This window comes from Kitasatospora sp. NPDC053308 (assembly GCF_055585785.1).
In genome coordinates, this window is record NZ_JBVJJY010000008.1 from 315,564 (window position 1) to 340,423 (window position 24,860).

Annotated in this window: 22 protein-coding genes and 1 tRNA gene; 12 read left to right on the forward strand and 11 right to left on the reverse strand. The window is 73.8% G+C overall.

The window, feature by feature from the left end; genetic code table 11:
• Window positions 1-8 precede the first annotated feature (8 nt).
• The 5 genes from ACZ6Y7_RS20760 to ACZ6Y7_RS20780 all read right to left on the reverse strand — a co-directional run bounded on the left by ACZ6Y7_RS20760 (window position 9) and on the right by ACZ6Y7_RS20780 (window position 5,686).
• On the reverse strand, window positions 9-701 hold the full coding sequence (locus tag ACZ6Y7_RS20760) for a DUF8185 domain-containing protein (RefSeq protein WP_465759360.1): 693 nt from the start codon (window positions 699-701) through the stop codon (window positions 9-11).
• A 29-nt stretch (window positions 702-730) separates the two neighbouring features.
• A complete protein-coding gene (locus ACZ6Y7_RS20765) occupies window positions 731-1,255 on the reverse strand; it encodes an acyl-CoA thioesterase (RefSeq protein WP_465759361.1) in 525 nt (174 codons plus the stop codon).
• 136 nt (window positions 1,256-1,391) lie between these two features.
• Entirely contained in the window at window positions 1,392-3,056 is a 1,665-nt protein-coding gene (ettA, locus tag ACZ6Y7_RS20770) for an energy-dependent translational throttle protein EttA (RefSeq protein WP_465759362.1), read from the reverse strand.
• A 250-nt stretch (window positions 3,057-3,306) separates the two neighbouring features.
• On the reverse strand, window positions 3,307-4,746 hold the full coding sequence (locus ACZ6Y7_RS20775; RefSeq protein ID WP_465759363.1) for a Cys-Gln thioester bond-forming surface protein: 1,440 nt from the start codon (window positions 4,744-4,746) through the stop codon (window positions 3,307-3,309).
• A gap of 355 nt (window positions 4,747-5,101) precedes the next feature.
• Entirely contained in the window at window positions 5,102-5,686 is a 585-nt protein-coding gene (locus ACZ6Y7_RS20780) for a single-stranded DNA-binding protein (protein WP_465759364.1), read from the reverse strand.
• A gap of 634 nt (window positions 5,687-6,320) precedes the next feature.
• On the opposite strand from ACZ6Y7_RS20780, the gene ACZ6Y7_RS20785 reads away from it, so the two are divergent.
• Window positions 6,321-6,396, forward strand: a tRNA-Arg gene (locus tag ACZ6Y7_RS20785).
• 391 nt (window positions 6,397-6,787) lie between these two features.
• On the opposite strand, the gene ACZ6Y7_RS20790 is transcribed toward ACZ6Y7_RS20785, so the two are convergent.
• The gene (locus ACZ6Y7_RS20790) at window positions 6,788-7,399 is read right to left on the reverse strand and encodes a TetR/AcrR family transcriptional regulator (RefSeq protein WP_465759365.1); all 612 of its coding nucleotides are present in this window, start codon (window positions 7,397-7,399) and stop codon (window positions 6,788-6,790) included.
• Window positions 7,400-7,475: 76 nt separating this feature from the next.
• Here ACZ6Y7_RS20790 and ACZ6Y7_RS20795 point away from each other — a divergent pair, with 76 nt between their 5' ends.
• From ACZ6Y7_RS20795 to ACZ6Y7_RS20810, 4 genes are all read left to right on the forward strand, one after another.
• On the forward strand, window positions 7,476-8,024 hold the full coding sequence (locus ACZ6Y7_RS20795; protein ID WP_465759366.1) for a GNAT family N-acetyltransferase: 549 nt from the start codon (window positions 7,476-7,478) through the stop codon (window positions 8,022-8,024).
• A gap of 60 nt (window positions 8,025-8,084) precedes the next feature.
• The gene (locus ACZ6Y7_RS20800; RefSeq protein ID WP_465759367.1) at window positions 8,085-8,378 is read left to right on the forward strand and encodes a hypothetical protein; all 294 of its coding nucleotides are present in this window, start codon (window positions 8,085-8,087) and stop codon (window positions 8,376-8,378) included.
• A gap of 35 nt (window positions 8,379-8,413) precedes the next feature.
• Window positions 8,414-9,223 carry an enoyl-CoA hydratase/isomerase family protein gene (locus ACZ6Y7_RS20805; protein ID WP_465759368.1) on the forward strand — a complete coding sequence of 270 codons (810 nt, stop codon included), beginning with the start codon at window positions 8,414-8,416 and terminating at the stop codon, window positions 9,221-9,223.
• A gap of 86 nt (window positions 9,224-9,309) precedes the next feature.
• Entirely contained in the window at window positions 9,310-9,912 is a 603-nt protein-coding gene (locus ACZ6Y7_RS20810) for a hypothetical protein (RefSeq protein ID WP_465759369.1), read from the forward strand.
• An 82-nt stretch (window positions 9,913-9,994) separates the two neighbouring features.
• Here ACZ6Y7_RS20810 and ACZ6Y7_RS20815 read toward each other — a convergent pair whose 3' ends face one another.
• Window positions 9,995-11,221 carry an acyl-CoA dehydrogenase family protein gene (locus ACZ6Y7_RS20815; RefSeq protein ID WP_465759370.1) on the reverse strand — a complete coding sequence of 409 codons (1,227 nt, stop codon included), beginning with the start codon at window positions 11,219-11,221 and terminating at the stop codon, window positions 9,995-9,997.
• A gap of 183 nt (window positions 11,222-11,404) precedes the next feature.
• Between ACZ6Y7_RS20815 and ACZ6Y7_RS20820 the strand changes: the two genes are divergently transcribed.
• On the forward strand, window positions 11,405-12,046 hold the full coding sequence (locus tag ACZ6Y7_RS20820) for a TetR family transcriptional regulator (RefSeq protein WP_465759371.1): 642 nt from the start codon (window positions 11,405-11,407) through the stop codon (window positions 12,044-12,046).
• A 122-nt stretch (window positions 12,047-12,168) separates the two neighbouring features.
• Complete coding sequence (locus ACZ6Y7_RS20825; RefSeq protein ID WP_465759372.1) at window positions 12,169-13,674, forward strand: glycoside hydrolase family 5 protein; 1,506 nt, start codon at window positions 12,169-12,171, stop codon at window positions 13,672-13,674.
• A gap of 32 nt (window positions 13,675-13,706) precedes the next feature.
• Here the strand turns inward: ACZ6Y7_RS20825 and ACZ6Y7_RS20830 are convergent, their stop codons facing one another.
• On the reverse strand, window positions 13,707-15,731 hold the full coding sequence (locus tag ACZ6Y7_RS20830; protein ID WP_465759373.1) for a M3 family metallopeptidase: 2,025 nt from the start codon (window positions 15,729-15,731) through the stop codon (window positions 13,707-13,709).
• A gap of 168 nt (window positions 15,732-15,899) precedes the next feature.
• On the opposite strand from ACZ6Y7_RS20830, the gene ACZ6Y7_RS20835 reads away from it, so the two are divergent.
• Window positions 15,900-17,612, forward strand: a complete 1,713-nt coding sequence (locus ACZ6Y7_RS20835) for a bifunctional 3'-5' exonuclease/DNA polymerase (protein WP_465759374.1) — start codon at window positions 15,900-15,902, stop codon at window positions 17,610-17,612.
• Between the two features lie 2 nt (window positions 17,613-17,614).
• Here ACZ6Y7_RS20835 and dhaM read toward each other — a convergent pair whose 3' ends face one another.
• The gene (gene dhaM / locus ACZ6Y7_RS20840; RefSeq protein WP_465759375.1) at window positions 17,615-18,007 is read right to left on the reverse strand and encodes a dihydroxyacetone kinase phosphoryl donor subunit DhaM; all 393 of its coding nucleotides are present in this window, start codon (window positions 18,005-18,007) and stop codon (window positions 17,615-17,617) included.
• A gap of 135 nt (window positions 18,008-18,142) precedes the next feature.
• Between dhaM and dhaK the strand changes: the two genes are divergently transcribed.
• Together dhaK and dhaL are read left to right on the forward strand one after the other, a co-directional pair.
• Window positions 18,143-19,138: a dihydroxyacetone kinase subunit DhaK gene (gene dhaK / locus ACZ6Y7_RS20845; RefSeq protein WP_465759376.1), complete on the forward strand. Its 996-nt coding sequence runs from the start codon at window positions 18,143-18,145 to the stop codon at window positions 19,136-19,138.
• Window positions 19,139-19,142: 4 nt separating this feature from the next.
• Window positions 19,143-19,769: a dihydroxyacetone kinase subunit DhaL gene (gene dhaL, locus ACZ6Y7_RS20850; protein WP_465759377.1), complete on the forward strand. Its 627-nt coding sequence runs from the start codon at window positions 19,143-19,145 to the stop codon at window positions 19,767-19,769.
• A gap of 341 nt (window positions 19,770-20,110) precedes the next feature.
• Here dhaL and ACZ6Y7_RS20855 read toward each other — a convergent pair whose 3' ends face one another.
• Complete coding sequence (locus tag ACZ6Y7_RS20855; protein WP_465759378.1) at window positions 20,111-21,319, reverse strand: PP2C family protein-serine/threonine phosphatase; 1,209 nt, start codon at window positions 21,317-21,319, stop codon at window positions 20,111-20,113.
• Between the two features lie 115 nt (window positions 21,320-21,434).
• Between ACZ6Y7_RS20855 and ACZ6Y7_RS20860 the strand changes: the two genes are divergently transcribed.
• Together ACZ6Y7_RS20860 and ACZ6Y7_RS20865 are read left to right on the forward strand one after the other, a co-directional pair.
• A complete protein-coding gene (locus ACZ6Y7_RS20860; RefSeq protein WP_360503569.1) occupies window positions 21,435-21,653 on the forward strand; it encodes a heavy-metal-associated domain-containing protein in 219 nt (72 codons plus the stop codon).
• A 67-nt stretch (window positions 21,654-21,720) separates the two neighbouring features.
• Complete coding sequence (locus ACZ6Y7_RS20865) at window positions 21,721-24,048, forward strand: heavy metal translocating P-type ATPase (protein ID WP_465759379.1); 2,328 nt, start codon at window positions 21,721-21,723, stop codon at window positions 24,046-24,048.
• 70 nt (window positions 24,049-24,118) lie between these two features.
• Here the strand turns inward: ACZ6Y7_RS20865 and ACZ6Y7_RS20870 are convergent, their stop codons facing one another.
• Entirely contained in the window at window positions 24,119-24,838 is a 720-nt protein-coding gene (locus tag ACZ6Y7_RS20870) for an SDR family NAD(P)-dependent oxidoreductase (RefSeq protein WP_465759380.1), read from the reverse strand.
• Between the last annotated feature and the right edge of the window lie 22 nt (window positions 24,839-24,860).

Below are 24,860 nucleotides of genomic sequence, written 5' to 3' on the forward strand. Positions count from 1 at the left end.
CGACCGGGCTACCGGAGCGGGCTGAGCCCGAGCCCCGCGCCCGGCGCGGCCGCGGTGCGCACCGCCACCGAGCCCGCCGGGGCGCTCAGCCGCAGCCAGCCGCCCGCCCGGTGCACGGACAGCGGGGCGCCCGGCTTCAGGAAGCCCATCACGTACGCGGCGTGCACCGCCCGCAGCGGCAGCTCCGGCAGCGCGGACACCGGCCGGGACCAGATCTCGTCGGCCAGCGCGTCCAGCACCGTACGGGTCCGGTGGTGGGCCGGCACGGCCTCGCTGCGCTCGCGGAACTCCCGCACCCCGGCCATGAGTTCGGGGTACACCTCGGCCACCGGCGGGGTCCCGGTCGGCCGCCAGCCGGTGCGCGGCGGCAGCAGTCCGGCCCAGGCCGGGCCGGTCACCGGCGCGGGCAGGGCGACGGTGCCCTCCGCCACGTCCACGCCGTCCAGCAGTTGACCGGCCGAGACGGTCAGGTCCACCGCCTCGTCGAGGCCGCCCAGCCGCGCGGTGCGGATCGCCAGCGCGCCCGAACCGCCCAGCGGCAGCCGCCCGAAGACGGCCAGCACGCCGTCCTCGGCGCCCGGCCCCACCGCCTGCAGGCGGACGGCCGCCGCCCTGTCGAAGCGCAGCAGGCGCAGCAGGAAGGCGGAGAGGTCGGCGGCCTCCCCGGTGTCGGTCAGGGCGAGACGGGCGGTGACGGTCAACGCAGCTCAGCTCGAATCATCGGGTGCGGTCAGACGGCGGCGGGCACGCCGGCCCGGTCGGCCTGCTCGGCGCGACCGGCCTGCTCGGCGCGGCGGGTGTCATCGGCATCGTCGGTGTCGCGGGCGTCGTCGGCGTCGTCCATGAAGCGCGAGAGGAAGGCGCGCTCCACCGGCGAGATCCGGCGCGGCCGGCCCTCGGCCAGGTCGTAGGGGACGACGACGGTGGACGCCCGGACGTACACGGTCTCGGTGCCGTCCTCGGCGACGTCCTTGATCTCGTACGAGACCGTCAGCGAGGCGCCGCCGATCTTCGTGACCCGGGTCTCGATGGTGACCGGCTCCGGCCGGTGCACCAACGGGCGCTTGTAGTCGATCTCGTGGCGCGCCACCACCGAACCGCCGGCGAACTCCCCGGCGCCGGCCTCGGCGGCCTGGGTGAACATGAAGTCGATCCGGGCCTCCTCCAGGTAGCGCAGGAAGACCACGTTGTTGACGTGCCCGAAGGCGTCCATGTCGGACCAGCGCAGCGGGCAGGCGTAGATGTGGCGGGCCACGGGTGTTCTCCTCGGTGTGCGGTCGCCCGCCGCCGCTCCCCCGGCGCCGACGGGCGGCGACGGACGGTGGCGGCGGGCCGCGGCCCGGCAGGCCGCCTGGGAGGGCAGTCTGCCGGGCCGTCGTGACAGCTGGATGTCAGCCTCGGGTCAGCTTCTTGTACGTGGCCCGGTGCGGACGGGCGGCGTCGGCGCCGAGCCGCTCGATCTTGTTCTTCTCGTAGGACTCGAAGTTGCCCTCGAACCAGAACCACTTGCTCTCGCCCTCGTAGGCGAGGATGTGGGTGGCCACTCGGTCCAGGAACCAGCGGTCGTGGGAGATGACCACGGCGCAGCCGGGGAACTCCAGCAGGGCGTTCTCCAGCGAGGAGAGCGTCTCGACGTCGAGGTCGTTGGTGGGCTCGTCGAGGAGCAGCAGGTTGCCGCCCTGCTTGAGGGTCAGCGCCAGGTTCAGGCGGTTGCGCTCACCGCCGGAGAGCACGCCGGCCGGCTTCTGCTGGTCCGGGCCCTTGAAGCCGAAGGCCGACACGTAGGCGCGGGACGGCATCTCGACCTGGCCGACGTTGATCCAGTCCAGACCGTCGGAGACGACCTCCCAGAGGGTCTTCTTCGGGTCGATGTTGGCGCGGCTCTGGTCGACGTAGCTGATCTTGACCGTCTCGCCGACCTTGACCGTGCCGCTGTCCGGGGTCTCCAGGTCCTGGAGCATCTTGAACAGGGTGGTCTTGCCGGCGCCGTTCGGGCCGATGACGCCGACGATGCCGTTGCGCGGCAGGGTGAAGCTCAGGTCGTCGATCAGGACCTTCTCGCCGAAGGCCTTGTTGAGGTTCTCGACCTCGATGACGACGTTGCCCAGGCGCGGGCCCGGCGGGATCTGGATCTCCTCGAAGTCCAGCTTCCGCATCTTGTCCGCCTCGGCCGCCATCTCCTCGTAGCGGGCCAGGCGGGCCTTGGACTTCGCCTGGCGGCCCTTGGCGTTGGAGCGGACCCACTCCAGCTCTTCCTTGAGGCGCTTGGCGCGCTTCGCGTCCTTCTGGCCCTCGACCTTCAGACGCGACTGCTTGGTCTCCAGGTAGGTGGAGTAGTTGCCCTCGTACGGGTAGGCGCGGCCGCGGTCGAGCTCCAGGATCCACTCGGCCACGTTGTCCAGGAAGTACCGGTCGTGGGTGACGGCCACGACGGTGCCCTTGTACTTCTCCAGGTGCTGCTCCAGCCAGTTCACCGACTCGGCGTCCAGGTGGTTGGTGGGCTCGTCGAGCAGCAGCAGGTCGGGCGCCTCCAGCAGCAGCTTGCAGAGCGCGACGCGACGGCGCTCACCACCGGAGAGCTTGGTGACCGGCCAGTCGCCGGGCGGGCAGCCCAGGGCGTCCATGGCCTGCTCCAGCTGGGCGTCCAGGTCCCAGGCCTCGGCGTGGTCCAGGTCCTCCTGAAGCTTGCCCATCTCCTCCAGCAGGGCGTCCGAGTAGTCGGTCGCCATCAGCTCGGCGATCTCGTTGAAGCGGTTGAGCTTCCCCTTGATCTCCTTGACACCGTCCTCGACGTTCTCCAGCACCGTCTTGGACTCGTCCAGCGGCGGCTCCTGGAGCAGCATGCCGACGGTGAAGCCGGGCGAGAGGAAGGCGTCGCCGTTGGAGGGCTGCTCCAGGCCGGCCATCATCTTCAGCACGGTGGACTTACCGGCACCGTTGGGGCCCACGACGCCGATCTTCGCTCCGGGGAGGAAGCTGAGCGTCACGTCGTCAAGGATGACCTTGTCTCCGTGAGCCTTGCGCACCTTGCGCATCGTGTAGATGTATTCCGCCACGTGAGATCGCTCCGGCGTCGTCGGGAGTAATTCGGCTTGCAGCCTTCCATTGTGCCGCACCCGGCCGGGAGCCCCGAACCGCCGGGGTGCCCCTCGGGGGTATCCCGGGCCGGCCCGCGCACCGCGGGCGCCCGGCCCGGCACTCGCCGCCCGCGACGCGAAGAGCCCGGCCCCCCGCAGTGGTTGCGGGGGGCCGGGCTGCGCTCAGGGCCTCAGGAGGTCAGCGCCTCTCCGACGCCCGGGGAGCGGATCAGGCGGTGGTGCGGCCGTGGCGGCCGCGACGGCGCAGGACGAAGACCGCGGCGCCACCGGCCACGACCAGGCCACCGGCGACGGCGGCGAGGATCGGGGTGGAGTCACTGGCACCGGTCTGGGCCAGGCCGCCGGTGCCCGGGGCGGTGCTGGTCGGCGCCGGGGTCGGCTGGCCGGCGCCGGTGCTCGGGGTGCCGGACGGGGTGCCCGACGGAGTACCGGTCGGGGCCGGGGTGGACGGGCCGGGGGTCGGCGTGGTGCCGGTGCCGGTCTTGCAGTCCAGGACGCCCTTGAACTCGCGGCTGTAGCCGTTCGGACCGGAGACGGTGATGTCGTACGCGGTCTTCTCGTCGACCTTGACCAGCACGCTCTCGGTCTTGCCCGGCTGGACGGTCAGCGACTGCTTGCCCACCGTGACGGTGCCGGCCTCGTCACCACCGTTGGTGACGGAGACGCGCACGCCGCCGCTGGCGCACTCGACCTTGGCGGTGCTGTCGATCAGCGCGCCCTTGCCCTGCTTCCAGGTGGCCTTGGCGGTGTCGGCGACGTTCAGCTTGGTGGAGCCGGCCAGGATCATGGTCTGGCTGTGCTCCTCGCGGGTGTAGCCCTTGCTGAGGAAGACACGGCCGCTGGGGACCACGGTGGAGGCGCTGGCGGTCACCGTGACCGAGCCGTCCGGGGTGCCGGCCGGCACGTCCAGGAACAGCTGGGTGTCCTTCGCGATCGGGCCGGCCACCGAGCCGCCGACCGGCTTGTTGTCCGCGCCCAGCAGCTTGACCTTGTCGACGGCGTCGCCGGTGACGGCCAGCTTCACCTCGGAGGCGCTGGAGTTGAGGGTGAACGGGCCGAGCTTGCCGCCGGACTTGCCGGAGACCGAGTCCGGGCTGAGGGTCAGCGAGGGCTTGGGCTCCGCGGCGATGCCCTTGTTGGCGGCACCGGTCAGGTAGTCGCGGAGCTTCTTGGCGTTCTCGTCGCGCGGGACGGCGTTCTTGTTGTCCGAGTACTTCCAGATCGCGGCCTGGGTACCGGCGGCGGCGGCCTCGGGGCTCAGGCTGCCCGCACCGGCGGCCTTGGCGAGCGCGGTCAGGTCCTTGACCTGGGGGTACGAGTTCTCCAGGATCCAGCGGATCTTGGCGGCGGCCTCGACCTTGTTCTTGTCGCCGAGGGAGCTGGAAGCCCAGTCCGACTCCTGGTACTGGATCTTCTTCCGGATGTCCACCGGGAAGCCGAAGTCGATGCAGTACGTCTGCAGCTCACCGTCGGCGGTCTTGAGCGTGAACAGGCCGCCGTCGACGGTGCCCTCGCCCTCGACGTCGATCTTCTCGCTGATCATCGTGGGCTGCACCACGGCGGTCACGCCCGCACCCGGGGTGTCGGCGGCGACCGCCGCACCGGCCGCGAACAGCCCTCCGCCCAGCGTCAAGCCGGTCGTGAGCATGACAGTGGTTATCCGGGACAGACTCCGCCCCTGCCTCTGGAACATCTGGGATCCCTCCGGGCCGGGCCGCCGCCGATGGGGCGGCCCGCCGACTTGCCGTGCCGCGCGTGCCCCCTGTGGCACTGCTGCGGGTTTGAACCAGATGAATCCTATTGACCCCCACAGGCCCCGAAACCCCCATGCGAAATCAGGACAGTTCCGTATCTGGATCGTTATCAACCCCCTCAAGTTCCACACAAGCTGACGGAAGGCCAGAAACTCTCCGCCACTTTCTGTTATCCGGTCAGGATTGCGCGGGCGGGCACAACGACGTTCTCGATCAACATATTTGTCGACAGAGCGGGTCACCGACCGGTCAGTTCAGCGCGGCCTGTTCGCCACCTCCCCGTCCACTCCCGGACACCTCCTCCCGACCGCCCGGCCCGGCCGAGCCCTCCGCCGGGGCCACCGCGGAGCCCGCCACCGAGCCCGCCGCGGCGGCCTTGCGCGCCTCCAGTGCGCTCACGATCCACTCCGGCACCGCCTCGCCCCCGGACTCCGCGACCGCCTGGGCGGCGGCGCCCGTCGGCTGCCCGCGCACCCCTGCGGCCCAACGGAACGCCGAGGTACCGCGGGTGAGGTCGTGACCGACCGATCGGGCGTCGACCTCCACCCGAGCCCGCTTCACCTCGCCGTCCGTCCACTCCCGCACCCGCAGCCGGCCGCTCACCAGCACCGGATCGCCCTTCGCCAGCGAGCCGATCAGGTTCACCGCCAACGCCCGCCAGGCCGTCACCGTCACCCACTGCGTCTCGCCGTCCACCCAGCACGCGCGCTGCCGGTCGTACCGCCGCTCGGTGCAGCCGAGCCGGAAGCGGGCCATCGGCACCCCGCCGGCGGTTTCCCCGTAGCTGACCTCGGTCGCGACATTGCCGAGCACCGTCACCTGCGTCTCGCTCACGGCACACTCTCCGTTCTCGCCGATGCACCGTACGGAATCGACCGGTGCGCATTGAGCGTGCACTTCAGGGGAAATCCGGGCCGGCGACTTCCGAAATCCTGTGGATAACCCGACCCGACGGGAATCAGTTGTCACTCGCAGGGGTGAATTTCGGCCTTCGGGGCGCGCTCCACCCCCGCCTCTTCGCGGCCATGACAACAAACCCGCTGATCGACGCCCCGCAGGACGCCCGCCGGAACGCCCGCCGGGAGCCGTCCGCGCACGTCATCCGACCGGCACAACCGCGATTACCGCCCCCCACCCACGCCATCCGCGGCACATTCTCCGTGTCGAATCCATAACGGCTGAGGAGGCAGCCCCGTAACGACTGCACAACGTCCGGCACGGAAGACTCCCAGACCGCTGCACGCACGGCGTTCACCTGCGATTATCGGACCGCTCCACCGAACCGACACACCAACGACGGTGTCGTCACACCCGACCGAGGAACTGGACACCCTTATCCTGTCCCCGACAGGGCGAGGGCCCACCAACCCCCACCCCCCACCCCAGGTACGGGGCCGGACCACGCGCGCCCCGGCGCTCGTCGCCCGATCCCGGCAACGGTCACGCCCTCCGGGGCGCCGCCCGTCCCGCCCCCATAGCTCAGCGGATAGAGCACCCGCCTTCTAAGCGGTAGGTCGCAGGTTCGAATCCTGCTGGGGGCGCCACCCTGCAATTCCCGCAGGCCACCGCCGCCATCGCGACCATGCGTGACGGCGCGGGTCCGCCCAGTAATGTCAAACACCCAGCGCGCATAACCCGTGACAATGCGTGTCATGCCCGCCGCGAAAAACCGCCGTCGGCCTTTGCGCCGGGTCCGCCTTTGCCGCCGGCCGCGGAATGACGCGATTCGAACCATCGCCCGCACCCCTCGAACGACGGAAGTCCCGGGCGAATCCCCCACCCCGGAGCATTCCGACGTCCAGGCGAAGAGCCGCCGGCCGGCCGCTCCCCCGCCCGACCGACACAACCGGCCCGACGGACACCACCGGCCCGACAGACCCGGCCGGCCCGACAGACCCGGTCGGCCCGGCTGATTCCGCCGCCCCGAGGGGTCCGTCAGCCCGCCAGCCCGGCCAGGTGCGCGTCCAGCAGGGCGATCTGCCGCTCCGCCGGGAACTCCTCCGGGGCGAACAGCGCCTGCACCACCAGCCCGAGCACGAAGGCCTGGGCGCCGGCGGCGATTTCGGCCGGATCGGCGTGCGCCGGGAGCTGCCCCAGGCGCTGGGCGTCCGCGACCAGCGCGGTGAGCGCCACCCGCGAGCGGGCGTAGCGGCCCGCGTGCGCGGCCGCCAGCTCCGGATCGGCCAGGGCGTGGTCCCAGGAGCCCACCCAGATCCGGTTGCCGGCGGCGGCGTCCCGGTCCAGCGGCAGCACGTCGAGCAGCGCCGCCCGCAGCCGGGGCAGCCCGGCGGGCGGCGGCGGGCTGCCGTCGGCGGGCGCGGTGCGCCGGGGGCGGGCGGTCGAGCGCCGGTCCAGCTCCTCCAGGGCGTGGCTGAGCAGCGCCCGCTTGTTCGGGAAGTAGTGCGTCAACATCCCGGTGGAAGCACCCAGTTCGGCCGCGACGGCGCGCAGGGTCAGCCCCTCGAAGCCGCGGCTGGAGAGCACCCGCCACACCCCCTCGGACACGTCCGAGCGGCGGGCGTCATGGTCTCCACGGGCCGGTGTCATGGGGGCTATCGTACATACCAAACGTTTGTTATGAATGATTCCGTCCCGTCGTGCCCCACCCGCGAAAGGCCCGCCCGTGTTTGCCGTCCCGCTCACCGACCACGCCGAACTGCGCCCGCTGGAGCCGTGGCAGGCCCCCGAGTTCCTGGCCCACATCGACCGGGCCCGCGCCCACACCGACCCCTGGATCCCCTGGGCCACCTTCTCCACCGACCTCGACTCCGCCCGCGCCACCCTGCAGCGCTACGCCGACGGCCAGGCCGCGGACCAGAAGCGGATCTACGGCATCTGGCGGGACGGCACGCTGGTCGGCGGCGTGATGTTCGTGAGCTTCGACACCAGGTCCGGCGTCTGCGAGATCGGCGCCTGGACGGAGCCGGCCGGCGAGGGCGGCGGGCTGATCACCGCCGCCGTGCGGCAGCTGCTCGACTACGCCTTCGTCACCCGCGGCCTGCACCGGGCGGAGTGGTGGTGCACCTCCGTCAACAGCCGCAGCCGCGCCGTCGCCGAGCGGGTCGGCATGACGCGGGACGGCGTGCTGCGCGAGTGGTACCTGCACAACGGGGTCCGCCTCGACAAGGAGATCTGGGCGATCCTGGCCTCGGAGTGGGCCGCCCGGGGCTGAGACGCCGAACGGGCGGGTCCCGGTGGACACGACGAGCCGGTCGTCCTCGACGTGGTCCGGGTGGTCCACCGGACCCCGGCCCTGCTGATGCGCGCCACCGCCGGCTTCGGCCAGAAGGCACAGACCCTGCCGGCCGCCGAACCGCACGCACAGGACCGTGCCCAGGACGAGCTCACCGCCGGGGTCGCCGTCGCCCAACTGCTGGCCGTCCGACTGACCCTGACCGGAGAGAACCAGCGCCGGATGCCGGCCGGCGAGAGCGCCGCGGACTCCCTCGGCGCCGCCCTCGACGCGAGCCGCCGCGCCTTCGCCCCGGAACGGGGACTCGGGGACCGCTGCGCCGACCCGCCCTGAGAAGGTGGGCGTACCACGATCATCCGGAGGTACGCATGGACCAGCCCTTGCTCACCCGGGGACGCACCCCGCTGCCCACCGGCGTGGACGGCCTGCGCGCCCACCTCGGCGAGGACGGCGTCGCCGTGCTGGAGTTCGCCCGCCCGCGGCGCCGCAACGCCATCACGCTGGCCATGTGGCGGGCACTGCCCGAGCTGCTGCGCCGGATCGCGGAGCGGCCGGGCGTACGCGTCCTGCTGGTCACCGGCGCCGGCGGCACCTTCAGCGCGGGCGCGGACATCGACGAACTCGCCGAGGTCTACGCCGATCCGGACAGCGCGGACGCCTACCACGCGGTCAACGTCGCCGCCGAGGAGGCGCTGGCGGCCTTCCCGCACCCGACGATCGCCGTGGTGCACGGCGCCTGCGTCGGGGGCGGCTGCCAGTTGGCCGTCGCCTGCGACCTGCGGTTCGTGGCGGACGACGCGCGGATGGGCATCACCCCGGCCAAGCTCGGCGTGGTCTACCCGGCGGTGCCGACCCTGCGGCTGGCCCGGCTGGTGGGACCGTCCCGGGCCAAGTTCCTGCTGTTCTCGGGGGAGTTGCTGCAGGGGCCGCGGACCACCGCGGTCGGCCTGGCCGACCGGGTCGTGCCCGCCGCGGAACTGGACGCGGACGCACTGGAGTTCGCCCGGCTGCTGACGCGACGCTCGCCGCAGACCATCGGCGCGGTGAAGGCCGCCCTCGCCGTCCCGCCGGAGCGGGCGGCCGAGGCGCTGGCCCCGTGGGAGCGCCGCTCCCGGGAGGCCTCGGACGTCCACGAGGGCCTCGCCGCCTTCCTGGAAGGCCGCCCCCCGCGCTTCTGAGCCCTTCCCGTCGGGGCCGTACCGAGCGGCGTCGAGCCGGACCGCCCCTTTCCCTTCCCCCTCCACACCTCACCCCGGAGCACCCGATGACCACCGAGCCCGCGACCGCCCCCACCGGCCGGACGACCTGGGCCCGCCGGATCACCGACGGCGTCGAGCCGAAGAACGTGATCATCGCGGTGCTGCCGCTGATGGGCGTCCTGCGCTACGGCTGGGCGGGTCTCGGCTGGGCGGCCTTCGCGGCCCTGTTCGCGGCCGTCATCCCGACCCTGTTCATCCGGCGCGGCATGCGCAAGGGCACCGTGGCGGACCGCCACGTCGGTCACCGGCAGCGGCGGCTGACCGTCCTCCCGTTCATCATGGGCTCGGTGCTGACCAGTTTCGCGGTGATGATCCTGCTGGACGCCCCGGCCGACATGACCGCCATGGTGCTGGCGATGTTCGCCTCGCTGATCCCGATCCTGGCGATCACCGCCTGGTGGAAGGTCTCCGTGCACACCGCCGTCGCCGCGGGCGCGGTGGTCTGCCTCGGCGTCGCGCTCGGCCCGCTCTGGCTGCTACTCGGCCCGGTGGTCGCGGTGATCGGCTGGTCCCGGGTGGTGCTGCGGGACCACACCGCCGCGCAGACCGTCGTGGGCGCGGCGGTGGGCGCCGTGACCGCCGGACTCACCTTCTGGCTCGCCCGCTAGCCCGCTAGCCCGGGGGCCGCTCCCGCCACCGGGCACCGCCCCCACCGCCGGGCACCGCGTCCCAGCGGGCGCCCCCGCCCGCTCAGCGGATCGGCATCCCCGAGATCGCCCGGGCGATCACCAGCCGCTGGATCTCGCTGGTGCCCTCGAAGATCGAGTAGATCGCGCTGTCCCGGTGCATCCGCTCCACCGGGTACTCCCGGGTGAAGCCGTTGCCGCCGAGGATCTGCATCGCCTGCGCGGTGACGTACTTGGCCGTCTCGCCCGCGTACAGCTTGGACATCGAGCCCTCGGCCGCGGTGAACGGCTGGTTGGTGGCCGCCATCCAGGACGCCCGCCACACCAGCAGCCGGGCCGCGTCGATCCGGGTCTTCATGTCGGCGAGCTGGAAGGCCACGCCCTGGTTGTCGATGATCGGACGGCCGAACTGCTCACGGGTCTTGGCGTAGTCCAGCGCGACCTCGTACGCGGCCCGGGCGATGCCGATCGCCTGCGCGCCGACGGCGGGACGGGAGGCCTCGAAGGTGGCCATCGCCGCGTTGCCCTTGCCGCCCGGGCGCTTGACGCCCTCGCGGGCCCGGGCCAGCCGCTCGTCCAGCTTCTCCTTGCCGCCGAGCAGGCAGCTGCCGGGCACCCGGACGCCGTCCAGCACGACCTCGGCGGTGTGCGAGGCCCGGATGCCGTGCTTCTTGAACTTCTGGCCCTGGCTCAGCCCGGGGGTGCCCGGCGGGACGACGAAGGAGGCCTGGCCCTTGGCGCCGAGCGCCGGGTCGACGGTGGCGACCACGACGTGGACGGCGGCGATCCCGCCGTTGGTGGCCCAGGTCTTGGTGCCGTTGAGCACCCACTCGTCCTTGGCCTCGTCGTACACGGCCCGGGTGCGCAGCGCGGAGACGTCGGAGCCGGCGTCCGGCTCGGAGGAGCAGAAGGCGGCCACCTTGAGGTCGTCGGGGGTGCCGAACATCTGCGGGGTCCAGGTGCCGATCTGCTCGTCGGTGCCGTTGGCCAGCACGGCGACGGCGGCCAGCGTGGTGCCGACGATGGACAGCCCGAGGCCCGCGTCGCCCCAGAACAGCTCTTCCATGGCGATCGGGATGCCGACGCCGGAGGGGTCGAAGTACTGCTGGGCGTAGAAGTCCAGCGAGTAGATGCCCAGCTTGGCGGCCTCCTGGATGATCGGCCAGGGGGTCTCCTCGCGCTCGTCCCACTCGGCCGCGGCCGGGCGCATCACGTCGGCGGCGAAGCCGTGCAGCCAGTCGCGTACGGCGAGCTGGTCCGCGCCCGGGTCCATCGAGAACGTGCTGCTCATGGTGCTTGCCTCCGAAGACGTGTGCGGCCGACCGGGGTGTTACCTCGGGTAACATCGTCGGAGTCTGCTACTGATTGGTAACCGGTGTCAACGCCCCCCGCCGGGGCGCCGGCCCCCCGGTCGCCTGCCGGCCCCGACCCCGACCCCGAGCCCCAGCCCCAGCCCCAGCCCGAGGAGCAGCGCATGTCCCGAGAGCCCCGCCGCGAGCAACTCCTCAACGCCGCCGACCGGGTCATCCAGCGCGAGGGGCCGACCGCCAGCATGAACGCCATCGCGGCCGAGGCCGGCATCACCAAACCGATCCTCTACCGGCACTTCGGCGACCGGACCGGCCTGATCAGAGCCCTGACCGAGCGTCACACCGGCGGCCTGCTGGCCGCCGTCCGGGCCGCCCTCGCCGAACCCCTGGAACGCCGCGACCGGGTCGAGCACGTCCTGGACACCTACCTCGCCGGCATCGAGGCCCGCCCCCAGGTCTACCGGCTGCTCACCCACCCCGAACCGGGCGACCCGAGCGGCGTCGGCAACGCGCTCGCCCCCGCGCTCCAGCAGATCGCCGAGGAGATCACCCGGGCCGTGCAGAGCCAGGTCGACCTCGGCGCCGACCGCGACCTGCTCGCCGAGGCCTGGGGCCGGGGCATCACCGGCATGGTGCTGGCCGCCGGGGACTGGTGGCTGGAGACGAGGCCCTGCTCCCGCACCCGGATGGTGCAGGCGCTGGCCGACCTGCTCTGGGGCCGCCTGGCCGCCGCCGCGGACCTGCCGACCGCCGCCCTTCCGGCCGCCCCCGCCGAACCCGCATCCACCGAACCCGCCGCCGGCTGAGCGCCTCCCCGCACCCCGCCGAACGGCCGCCGCGCGCAAGCGTCTTGTCCGCACGACCCTTGTGCGGCGCACGACAGCACGGGCATCATCGGGCCCCCACCCCCCGCCGTGCGAGGTCCCCGATGCGCCTGCGCCGCACCGCCGTCGCCCTGCTGCTCGCCGCCACCGCCACCCTCACCGCCGCCCCGGCGCACGGCGCCCCCGCCCCGGACACTCCCGCCCCGTACGCCACGAGCACCGCGCTCCCGGCCCACGGCGCCCCGGCAGCGCGCTTCCCGACCGGCACCGCCACCGACCCGGACGGCCGCACCTCCCTCACCGACGCCCGCGGCCGCCGACTGCAGCTGCGCGGCTTCAACCTCGACAAGTACGCCGAGGCCACCGAGGCCGACCTCACGTCCATCGCCGCCCAGGGCTTCACGCTCGTCCGGCTGCCGATCTCCTGGACCAGGCTGGAGCCGGCCCGCGGCCACCTCGACCAGGCCGAGCTGCACCGGTTGCGGCAGCTCCTCGACCGGGCCGACCGCCTGGGCCTGCTCGTCCTGATCGACTTCCACCAGGACGTCTACGGGCCGCAGTTCGGCGGCGGCACCAACGGCATCCCGCCATGGGCCACCCGGGACGACGGCCTGCCCTTCACCCCGGACCCGGACGACTGGTTCGCCGGCTACTTCCAGCCCGCCGTCCAGGCCGCCTTCCGCCACCTCTACGACGACCCCGACCTGCGGGCCTGGCAGGCCGACTTCTACACCCGGCTCGCCCGCGAACTGCGCGGCCACCGCTCGCTGTTGGGCTACGACCTGTTCAACGAGCCGTTCGGCCCGGTGGACGGCGACCCGACCGACCCGGCGGTGCTGGCCGCCGCCTCCGCCGCCCTGGAACAGGGCCGGCTCGCCGACATGTACCGCCGGCTGATCACCGCCGTCCGCCGGGCCGACTCCCGCGCCTGGCTGTTCGTCGAGCCGACCGTCCTGGTCGGCCAGGGCGTGCCCACCCGGCTGCCCGGCTTCACCGACCCGCGCCCCGGCGCGCCCCGGCTCGGCTACGCCCCGCACTTCTACGACACCGCCGTCGAGAACGGCGCCGACTGGGACCCGGCCGACGGCTTCGTCGAGCGGTACGCCGCCGCGGTCACCGCCTACCCCGCCGCCCACCGCCTGCCCGTCCTGGTCGGCGAATGGGGCCCGCCGAACTCCCGTACGCCGGGCAACACCCTGCTGGTCCGCCGGCAGGTCGCCGCGATGGACGGCTTCGCCGGGGGCTGGACGATGTGGTACTGGTGCCGGGGCGGCGGCGGCTACTGCGCGCTCGACCCGGCCGGGCGCCCCGCGCCCGGCGACGAGCCCGCCTTCGGCCCCTACCCGGCCGCCGTGCCCGGCGGCGACGTGCGCACCGAGCCGCGCGCCGACGGCGGGACCGTCCGCTGGACCGACGACGGCACCGGGCACGCCGCCGAACTCGTCCTCCCCCCGGCCGCGTTCCCGCACGGCGCCCTCGTCGCCGTCTCCCCGGCCGCCGCCCGGGTCGAGGTCGAGCAGCCCGCGGACGGACACGCGGGCGCCGTACGGATCCGGCTCCCGCACGCCCGCCCCGGCGCCGCCGTGACGGTCACGCTCGCCGCGCGGTGAGCGCGACCGTCACGCCGGAACGGCACCGCCCCCTAGAGCAGCCCCCGGCGCGCCAGCAGCGGCCCCGTCTCCGGCGCCCGGCCGACCACCGCGCGGAAGGACTCCAGCGGGTCCCGGCTGAACCCGCGCGCCAGCAGCTCGCGCCGGAACAGCTCACCGCTCTCCCGCACCGAACGCCCGTTGCCCTCGAACCACTGCACGGTGTCGGCGTCCAGCACCTCCGACCAGATGTACGCGTAGTACGCCGCGCTGTAGCCGTTGGCGAAGACGTGCTGGAAGTAGGTCGTCCGGTAGCGCGGCGGGATCGCGTCCACCGCGACCCCGGCCGCCTCGAGCGCCCGCGCCTCGAACTCCTCGGCGTCCGCGATCTCCTCGCCCACCGGCACGGTGTGCCAGGCCCAGTCCAGCAGCGTGGCCGCCAGGTACTCCACCGTGCGGAAGCCCTGGCCGAAGCCCTCGGCCGCCGTCATCCGCTCGACCAGCTCGGCCGGCAGCGGCTCCCCGGTCTCGTGGTGGCGGGCGTAGTTGGCCAGCACCTCCGGCCGGACCATCCACATCTCGTTGACCTGCGAGGGGAACTCCACGAAGTCCCGCGGCACCGCGGTGCCCGAGAACAGCGGGTACCGCACGTCCGAGAAGAGCCCGTGCAGCGCGTGCCCGAACTCGTGGAAGAGCGTGCGCACCTCGTCCCAGGACATCAGCACCGGCTCGCCCGGCGCCGGTCGCGGGATGTTGAGGTTGTTCAGCACCACCGACCGCTGCCCGGTCAGCCGGGACTGCTCGACCAGCGAGTCCATCCAGGCGCCGCCGCGCTTGGAGGCCCGGGCGTGGAAGTCGCCGATGAACAGGCCCAGCGGGGTGCCGTCCTCCTCGAACACCTCGAAGACCCGCGCGTCCGGGTGGTGGGCCGTGAGGTCCGTCCGCTCGGTGAAGCCGAGCCCGTACGCCAGGTTCGCGGCGAAGAACACGCCGTCGCGCAGCACCCGCTCCAGCTCGAAGTACGGGCGCAGCACCGCCGCGTCCACCTGGAAGGACTCCTGCCGGACCTTCTCCGAGTAGTACGCCCAGTCGTGCGCGGCGATCTCCTCGATCCCGTCCGCGGCGGCCGCCCGGGCCAGCTCGGCGGCCTCCCGGCGGGCGTTGGCCACGGCCGGCCCGACCAGACGGGCCAGCAGGCCGGAGACGGCCTCCACCGTCCCGGCCGTCTCGTCCGCCACCACGTACGCGGCGTGGCTGGGGTGCCCCAGCAGCGCGGCGCGCTCGGCGCGCAGCGCGGCCATCCGGATCGCGATCGGGCCGTTGACGTCGACGGCCCGGCCGAGCGAGGCGTCGAGCAGCCGGCGGCGCACCGAGCGGTCGGTGAGCTGGGCGAGCTCGGGCTGGCCTGAGGTGTTCTTCAGGCTCAGCACGTACTTTCCCTCGTGGCCGAGCACCCGGGCGTTCTCGGCGGCGCCGGCGATCGCGTCCTCGGACAGCCCCGCCAGCTCCTCGGCGGAGTCCAGGACCAGCGCGGAGGCCCGGGTCGCGGCGTTCACGTTCTGCTGGAACGTGGTGCCCAGCACGGCGAGTTCGGCGTTCAGCTCGCGCAGCCGGGCCTGCTCGGCCTCGCCCAGCAGCGCGCCGGAGCGCTCGAAGCGGGCGTACCGGCGCTCCAGCAGCCGCAGCGACTCCGGGTCCAGGCCGAGCTCGGCACGGGTCCGGTACAGCGCCTCGATCCGGGCGAACAGCGCCCGGTCCAGGTGGATCGCGTCGTGGTGGGCGGCGAGCAGCGGGCTCACCTTGGCGTCCACCTCGTCCAGCAGGTCGGTGGTGTCGGAGGCGGACTGGTTGCGGAACACCGCGTCCACCCGGCGCAGCACGTCGCCGGAACGCTCCAGGGCCACCAGCGTGTTCTCGAAGGTCGGCTCGTTCGGGTCGGCGGTGATCGCCGCGATCTCGGCCAGCTGATCGGCCATCCCGCGCTCGTAGGCGGGCAGGTAGTGCTCCTCCCGGATCTCCGCGAAGGGGGGCAGTTCGTAGTCCAGCGTGCTGGGCCGGAAGAACGGGTTCTCGGTCATTTCGCCGACCCTACGCGGTGTCACCCGCCCTGCCTATGCGCCCCTCGTCCCGTTGTCGTACCCACCGGCTACCGTCAGCGCAGGAGGCCCGTGACCAGTGGGCCGCAAGCCCGCGCACCCGTGCCCGCACCCGCACGTCCGACCGCGCGCCGGAGAGGAGCAGCCCCCGTGGCACCCAGGACCGCCCTCGCGCCCGACCCGCACGGCCCCGGCGGCCGGCTCCAGCCGCTGGACGACGCGGGCGCCCCGCTCGGGCCGCCCGAGCCGGTCCGCGACCTGGCCGCCGCGGTCGCGGCCCGGGAGGCCGCGGAGCACCCGCGCTGGGTCTGGGCCGCCGCCGACTCCGGGTACGCCCCGCTGCTGCCGCGGCTGCCCGACCGGCTCGCCCGCTGCCACGACCTGCGGCTGGTCGAGGCCCTGCTGCTGGGCCACGAGGGCCGGTTCGGCGCGCCGCGCTCGCTCGGCGCCGCCTGGTCCCGGCTGCGCGGCCTGCCCGTCCCGGCGGACCTGCCCGAGCCCGGCCTGGCCGAGGCGGACGGCGGCCAGGACACCCTCTTCGCCCCCGACCGGCTGCAACTTCCGCCCGGCACCGACCCCTTGGCCGCCGTGGTCGCCGTCCACGCCGAACAGCAGCGCCGGATCGCCGCCATCGCCGACCCGGCCGCCCGGCAGCGCTTCCGGCTGCTGGCCGCCGCCGAGTCGGCCGGGGCCCTGGTGGCCGCCGAGATCGCGCACGACGGCCTGCCCTGGCGCGTCGACGTCCACGACCGGCTGCTCACCGAACTGCTCGGCCCCCGCCCGACCGTCCCCGGCACCCAGCCCCGGCTGCTCGCCGACCTCGCCGTCGAACTCCAACAGGCCCTCGGCGGCAAGCCGTTCAACCCCGACTCGCACACCCAGGTGCTGCGCGCCTTCGCCGACGCCGGCATCCAGCTCGGCTCCACCCGCTCCTGGGAGCTCAAGGGCGTCGACCACCCGGCGGCCCGGCTGCTGGTCCGCTACAAGGAACTCTCCCGGATCCACGTCGCGCACGGCTGGGCCTGGCAGGACGCCTGGGCCCGCGGCGGCCGCTTCCGGCCCGAGTACGTGGTCGGCGGCGTGGTCTCCGGCCGCTGGGCCAGCCGCGGCGGCGGCGCCCTCCAGATCCCGCGCATCCTGCGCCGGGCGGTGGTCGCCGACCCGGGCTGGCTGCTGGTGGTCGCCGACGCCGCCCAGCTGGAGCCCCGGGTGCTCGCCGCGCTCTCCCAGGACACCGGACTGGCCCGCACCGCGGCCGGCGGCGACCTGTACGAGGCGCTCGCCGCCACCGCCTTCCAGGGCGACCGGGAGAAGGCCAAGCTCGGCCTGCTCGGCGCCATGTACGGACAGACCAGCGGCGACATCGGGCCGCTGCTGAACACCCTGCGCCGCCGCTACCCGGCCGCGATGGGCTACGTCGAGGCGGCCGCCCGCACCGGCGAGGACGGCGGGGTGGTCGCCTCCCGGCTCGGCCGGGTCTGCCCGCCGGCCTCCGCCGACTTCCTCGACCTCACCGAGGCCGACACCGCGGGCGAGGCCGGCGGCCGCACCGCCCGCACCCGCGGCCGCTTCACCCGGAACTTCGTCATCCAGGCCAGCGCCGCCGACTGGGCCCTCGCCCTGCTCGCCGCGCTGCGCCGACGCCTCGGCGAGCTGCCGACGGCCGGGCCGGCCGACCGCCCCCACCTGGTGTTCTTCCAGCACGACGAGGTGATGGTGCACACCCCGGCCAACCACGCCGACGAGGTGGTCGCCGCCGTCACCGAGGCCGCCGACGAGGCCCGCCGGCTGGTCTTCGGCGACACCCCGGTGCGCTTCCCGCTCACCACGGCGGTGGTGGACTGCTACGCCGACGCCAAGTGACCTCAGAGCTTCCGGAAGCCCCGCGCGTCCTCGGCCGCCGCGACCACCTCGTCCAGCCCCGCGCCGGTCGAGGCGGTGACGGCGGCGGCCACCGCGCCTTCCACGAACGGCGCGTCGACCAGCCGCACACCCGGGCGCGGCTCGTCCTCCAGCACCGTGACGGCGGTGAGCACCGAACTGCCGAGGTCCGGCAGCACCGCCACGCCCGCCCCGCCGTCCGCCCGTGCGATCGCCCCCGCGATCAGCTCGTAACTGGTGCCGAGCCCGCCGTCCTCCGTCCCACCCGCGACCACCACCCGCACCCCGTCCGCGGCGAGTTCGCCGAGCAGCTCACGCAACCCCTCCGCGAGCCGGGCGCTGTGCGAGACCAGGACGATGCCCACGTTTCCGCTCATGCCCCGACCCTACGGCCCGGTCCCGTTACTCCGGGAGAGTGACCGGAAACGCGCGTGTCGCCCCCCGTGCCCACCACCCCCGTCTGGCGTAGCGTCGCCTTGACGGCCGTAGGTCACCCGAGGGAGCGAAGAGCATTGAAGAAGCTGATCAACACCCCGGAAGGCGTCCTGGAGGACGCCCTGGCCGGAGTCGCCGCCGCCCACCCGGAGCTGACGGTGGACATCCCCAACCGGGTGATCACCCGGGCCACCCGTCCGGCCCGGCCCAAGGTCGCGCTGATCTCCGGCGGCGGTTCCGGCCACGAGCCGCTGCACGGCGGCTTCGTCGGCCCCGGCATGCTCGACGCCGCCTGTCCAGGCGAGGTGTTCACCTCCCCCGTCCCGGACCAGATGCTGGCCGCCGCCAAGGCCGTGGAGAACGGCGCCGGCGTCGTCTTCGTCGTGAAGAACTACACCGGCGACGTGATGAACTTCGAGCTCGCCGCCGAACTCGCCGCCGAGGAGGGCCTGGAGGTCCGCACGGTCCTCGTCAACGACGACGTCGCGGTCGAGGACTCCACCTGGACGGCCGGCCGCCGCGGCACCGGTGCGACCGTCCTGGTGGAGAAGACCGCGGGCGCCCTGGCCGAGCGCGGCGCTCCACTGGACGAGGTGGCCGCCCTCGGCGAGCGGGTCAACGCCGCCTCCCGCTCCTTCGCGATCGCGCTCACCCCCGCCACCGTCCCGGCCGCCGGCAAGCCCGGCTTCGACCTGCCGGAGGACGAGATCGAGGTCGGCGTGGGCATCCACGGCGAGCCAGGCCGCCGCCGCGAGAAGCTCCGCCCGGCCCGCGACCTGGCCGCCGAGGTCGTCGAGACCATCCTCACCGACCACCACCTGACCCCGGGCGACGAGGTGATCGCCCTGCTGAACGGCCTGGGCGCCACCCCATTGCTGGAGCTGTACGTGGTCTACGGCGAGGTCGCCGCCCGGCTCGCCGAACGCGGCATCACGGTGGCCCGCAGCCTGGTCGGCAACTACGTCACCAGCCTCGACATGGCGGGCTTCTCGCTCACCCTCACCAAGGCCGACCCCCAACTGCTGGAACTCTGGGACGCCCCGGTCGACACCCCCGCCCTCAAGCGAACCTGACACCATGGACTTCGACACCCCGCAGGCCGAGGCCTGGATCCGCGCGATCGCCGCCGCCGTCGAGCAGGACCGGTCCCGGCTCACCGAGCTGGACTCCGCCATCGGCGACGGCGACCACGGCAGCAACCTCCAGCGCGGCTTCGCCGCCGCCCTCACCACCCTCGACGGCCTCCGGCCGGACAGCCCCGGCGCCGTCCTCACCAAAACCGGCACCACCCTCATCTCCAAGGTCGGCGGCGCCTCCGGCCCCCTCTACGGCAAGGCCTTCCGCGCCATCGGCGCCGCCCTGCCCGAACCCGCCGACCCGGCCACCCTCGCCGAAGCCCTCTCCGCCGGCCTGGACGCCATCCGCCTCCTCGGCAAAGCCGACCCCGGCGACAAGACCATCGTCGACGCCTGGACCCCCGCCGTCGCCGCCTTCCGCGCCGCAGCCGCCACCGGAGCCCCCCTCCCCGAAGCCGCCACCGCAGCCGCCGACGCCGCCGAACAGGGCGCCCGCGCCACCACCCCCCTCCAAGCCCGCAAAGGCCGCGCCTCCTACCTCGGCGAACGCAGCATCGGCCACCAAGACCCCGGCGCCACCTCCACCGCCCTCATCTTCCGCACCCTCGCCACCACCCTCACCCCCTGACCCCACCCCCAACACCCCACGTCCCAACCCCACCCCCAACACCCCCACCCACCCACATCCCACCCCCTCACCCTCCCCTCCCCCACCGCTTCCCACCACTTCCCACCACCCCTTCTCCCGACCCCGCGAGAGGGACGCGCTGCGGAAGGGGCGGCGCAGGGGGTGGCCCGGAGAGGGGCGTTGCGGGTGATTTTCAGACTGCCAACGACGCCCAACCCCCGCCGCACAGAGGGGGCAGTCTGAAAATCATCCAGCCCCTCGGAGCGGCCACCCCCGGAGCCGCCCCGCCCCCACCCTCCCGAGAGCACCCACCCACACACCACCCCCGCGCCAGCGGCCCCTCATCCCTCCCCCACCCGAGCAATCAACAAAAGCAGAGCGTCATCCCGCAACCCCCCACCCGTATGCGCCAACAGATCCCCGTACACCCGCCCCACCGCCGCCTCCAGCTCCCCCGCCGAGCGCGCAGCTCCCCGCACCAGCTCCCCCACCCGTTCCGCGAGCGGGTAGAACTCCCCGCTCGTCCGGTGCCGCGCCTCGACCACCCCGTCCGTGCAGAGCACCAGCACGTCCTCCGGCCCGAACGGCTGCCCCCAGGTGGTCGGCTCCCCCGCCGCGAGCCGTCCGAGGCCCAGCGGCACCCACGGGTCCGGCGCGTCCAGGACGTGCACCCGCCCTTCGCCGTCCACCCGGATCGGCGGCACGTGCCCGCACTGCAGCAGTTCCATCTCCCCCGGCGTGCGGAACTCCGCGAACAGCGCCGTGGTGAACTCCCCGTCCGGTACGTGCCGTTCGACGCTGGCCTCGATCCGCGCCGCGACGCCCCGCAGCCCGGGTTCGTCGTACGCGGCTTCGCGGAACGCGCCCAGCACCACGGCCGCCGTCTGCACCGCGGCGAGCCCCTTGCCCCGGACGTCGCCGACCGCGACCCGGGTCCCGTGCGGTGTCTCCAGGACGGAGTAGAGGTCCCCGCCGATCCGTGAGGCGTCCGCCGCCGACACGTACCGCACGGCGAGCCGCAGCGGCCCGACCACCGGCCCGGGCAGCCGCAGCAGGGCCCGTTGGGCGGCCTCGGCGACGGAGCTGACGGCCGCGAAGGCCGCCGCCCGCCGCATCCGGAGCCCGGCGACCCAGGCGGAGAAGACGGTGACCACCACGTAGCTGACCATCGCGCCGTAGAGGAAGCGCGCGTCGTTGATGTTGTCGACCTCGTCGTAGTGGCTGAGCCCGAACACCGCGACCAGCCCGAGCGCGCAGACCGCGAGGAGTTCGCGGGGCCTCAGGGTCAGCGCCGCGATCGTCGGCACGACGGTCATCAGCGGGGCGAGGTAGCGGTCCTTGCCGGAGAGGAAGTCCGCGAGCGCGACCAGCAGCATGGCCAGCAACGCCGGGGCGGCACGCCGCCAGAACGGCACGTCCTGCAGGTCGGCGGCCAGCAGGGCGTCGCGCTGCCGGTCCGGTGGCAGTCCGGCTGCCGTGGGAGCCGAAGGCGACTGGGCGCGGCGGATCGGGAACACATATCGAACATAAGGGACGATCACGACACCCACCCACCCGCTCCGTCGCCTACGATTCGAGGCACCTCCCCCCACCCCGCCGGGAATACCCCACAGGGGTACGGTGTCATCGAAAGAGGAACGCCGCACCAATCCCCAGGAGGCCCCGATGTCCAGCACCATCACCTACACCGTGTCCGGCATGAGCTGCGGCCACTGCGAGAAGGCGATCAGCGAGGAGCTGTCGGCGCTGGCGGGTGTCACCGAGGTCGCCGCCGACGCCAAGGCCGGGACCGTGACGGTCTCCTCCGCCGCACCGTTGGAGGACGAGCAGGTCCGCGCCGCCGTCGACGAGGCCGGCTACGAGCTGGTCGGCCGCAGCGCCTGAACCGCCGAGGTGCGACGGGGCCGGACCTGCGGCCCCGCCGCACGCCCCCGACAAGGAGCTGATCCGCATGAGCACGTCCGCCCCGGACGTCGAGGCCCGGGACCGGGTCGAGCTGTCCATCGGCGGGATGACCTGCGCCTCCTGCGCGGCCCGGATCGAGAAGAAGCTCAACCGGATGGACGGCGTCGAGGCCAGCGTCAACTACGCCACCGAGAAGGCCCGGGTCGACTACGGCCCCGGGGTCACCGTGGCGGACCTGATCGCCACCGTCGAGCGCACCGGCTACACCGCCGAGCTCCCGCCGTCTCCGTCCCCGGCCACCCCCGCTCCCTCGACCCCCGCCCCCTCGACCCCCACCCCGGGCCCCACCGCCACCTCCTCCGGGGCGTCGGCCACCGAGGAGCCGGCCCCCGCCTCCGGACCGGAGTACCCCCACCACGACCGCCTGCGCATCAGCGCGCTGCTCAGCCTCCCGGTGGTCCTGCTGTCGATGGCCCCGGCCCTGCAGTTCACCAACTGGCAGTGGCTGGCCTTCGCGCTGACCGGCCCGGTCGTGGTGTACGGCGGCCTCCCGTTCCACCGTGCCGCCTGGACCAACCTCAAGCACGGCGCGGCCACCATGGACACCCTGGTCTCGCTCGGCACCCTGGCCGCCTTCGGCTGGTCCTGCTGGGCGCTCTTCTGGGGCCACGCGGGCATGCCCGGGATGCACCACGGCTCCTCGCTCACCGTCGGCGCCACCGACGCCTCCTCCACGCTCTACCTGGAGACCGCCGCCGCCGTCACCGTGCTGATCCTCCTCGGCCGCCACCTGGAGTCCCGCTCCAAGCGCCGGGCCGGCGCCGCCCTGCGCGCCCTGCTCGACCTCGGCGCCAAGGACGTCGCCGTCCTGCGGGACGGCCGGGAGACGCGCCTGCCGCTGGACCGGCTGGCCGTCGGGGACCGCTTCGCGGTCCGGCCCGGGGAGACGATCGCCACCGACGGCGTGGTGGTCGAGGGCACCTCCGCGGTGGACGCCTCGATGCTCACCGGCGAGTCCGTCCCGGTCGAGGTCGCCGTCGGCGACGGTGTCACCGGCGCCACCGTCAACGCAGGCGGCCGCCTGGTGGTCGAGGCCACCCGGATCGGCGCGGACACCCAACTGTCCCGGATGGCCGAACTGGTCGAGCGGGCGCAGAGCGGCAAGGCCGCCGCGCAGCGCCTCGCCGACCGGATCTCCGCCGTCTTCGTCCCGGTGGTCATCCTGATCGCGCTGGCCACCCTGGTCACCTGGCTGCTGGCCTCCGACAGTCCCACCGAGGCCTTCACCGCCGCTGTGGCCGTGCTGATCATCGCCTGCCCGTGCGCCCTGGGCCTGGCCACCCCGACCGCCCTCCTGGTCGGCACCGGCCGCGGCGCCCAGCTCGGCATCCTGATCAAGGGCCCCGAGGTGCTGGAGTCCACCCGCAAGGTCGACACCGTCGTGCTGGACAAGACCGGCACCGTCACCACCGGCCGGATGACCCTGCTCGCCGTCCACACCACGGCCGGCACCACCGAGGCCGAGGCCCTGCGCCTGGCCGGAGCCCTGGAGCACGCCTCCGAGCACCCGATCGCCCGGGCGATCGCCGACGCCGCCGCCCAGGCCGGCGAACTGCCCGCCGTCGAGGACTTCCGCAGCCTCCCCGGCCGGGGCGTGGCGGGTGTCGTCGCGGGCCGCACGGTGGTCGCCGGCCGCGAGGCCCTGCTCGCCGACCGGGCACTGCACCTGCCGCCCGCCCTGGCCGAGGCCAAGGCCGCCGCCGAGGCCGCGGGCCGTACGGCGGTCGCGGTCGGCTGGGACGGCGAGGCCCGGGCCGTCCTGGAGGTCGCCGACGCGGTCAAGCCCACCAGCGCCGAGGCGATCACCCGGCTGCGCGCGCTGGGCCTGACCCCGGTGCTGCTGACCGGGGACAACCGGCCGGTCGCCCAGGCCGTGGCCGCCGAGGTCGGCATCGCACCGCAGCACGTGATCGCCGAGGTCATGCCGCAGGACAAGGTCGACACCGTCAAGCGCCTCCAGGCCGAGGGCCGGGTCGTGGCGATGGTCGGCGACGGCGTCAACGACGCCGCCGCCCTCGCCCAGGCCGACCTGGGCCTGGCCATGGGCACCGGCACCGACGCCGCCATCGAGGCCGGCGACCTCACCCTGGTCCGCGGCGACCTGCGCTCCGCCGCCGACGCCATCCGCCTCTCCCGCAAGACCCTCGCCACCATCAAGGGCAACCTCTTCTGGGCCTTCGGCTACAACGTCGCCGCGATCCCGCTGGCCGCCGCCGGGATGCTCAACCCGATGATCGCCGGAGCCGCCATGGCCTCCTCCTCGCTCTTCGTGCTCACCAACAGCCTCCGGCTGCGCCGCTTCCGACCGGCCTGAACCCCGACGGCAGCACACGGCGAGGGGCCCGGACCGCCACCGGTCCGGACCCCTCGCCGTGTTTCGGGCCTCAACGCCCCAGCAGCTCGCCGCCGTTGCAGTGCAGGATCTCGCCGGTGATGAATCCGGCCTCGGCCGAGGCGAGGAAGTGCACCGCCGCCGCGACCTCACCGGTCTCGCCGATCCGGCCGAGCAGGGTGCGGGCGGCCCGCCGGGCGACCTCGGCCTCGTCCAGTCGCGGCCCGAAGAACTCCGTGCCGCTGACCGTCCCCGGCGCGACGATGTTGGCGGTGATGCCCGAGGTGCCCAACTGGGCGGCCAGGAAATGGTTCCAGGCGTGCAGGGAGGCCTTCGCCGCGCCGTAGGAGCCGGCCCCGCGCAGGGCGGCGATGGAGCTGATGGTGATCACCCGGCCGGAGCCCGGGGTGAGCCGGTCGCGGATCGACTCGGTGAGCAGCACCACGGTCAGCACGTTGCGCTCGAAGTCGCCGCGCCAGCGGGCCAGCAGGGCGTGCGGGCCGCCGCCGACCACGGTCTCCCGGCTGCCGGCGTTGTTGACCAGCACGTCGATCCGCTCGGGCAGTTGGCGCACCGCCGCCTCGACGTCGTCCGGGTCCGCGAGGTCGCACACCAGTGGGGTGACGTTCGGGCCGAGATCGGCCGCGGCCTTCTCCAGGACCGCCCGGCGGCGGCCCACGATCACCACGCGGTCGTCCAGCTCGGCGAACCGCCGCGCGACTTCGTACCCGATTCCCGTGCCACCGCCGGTGACGACGACGTTCCTGGCCATCTGCGCACTCCCTCCCCAGTTC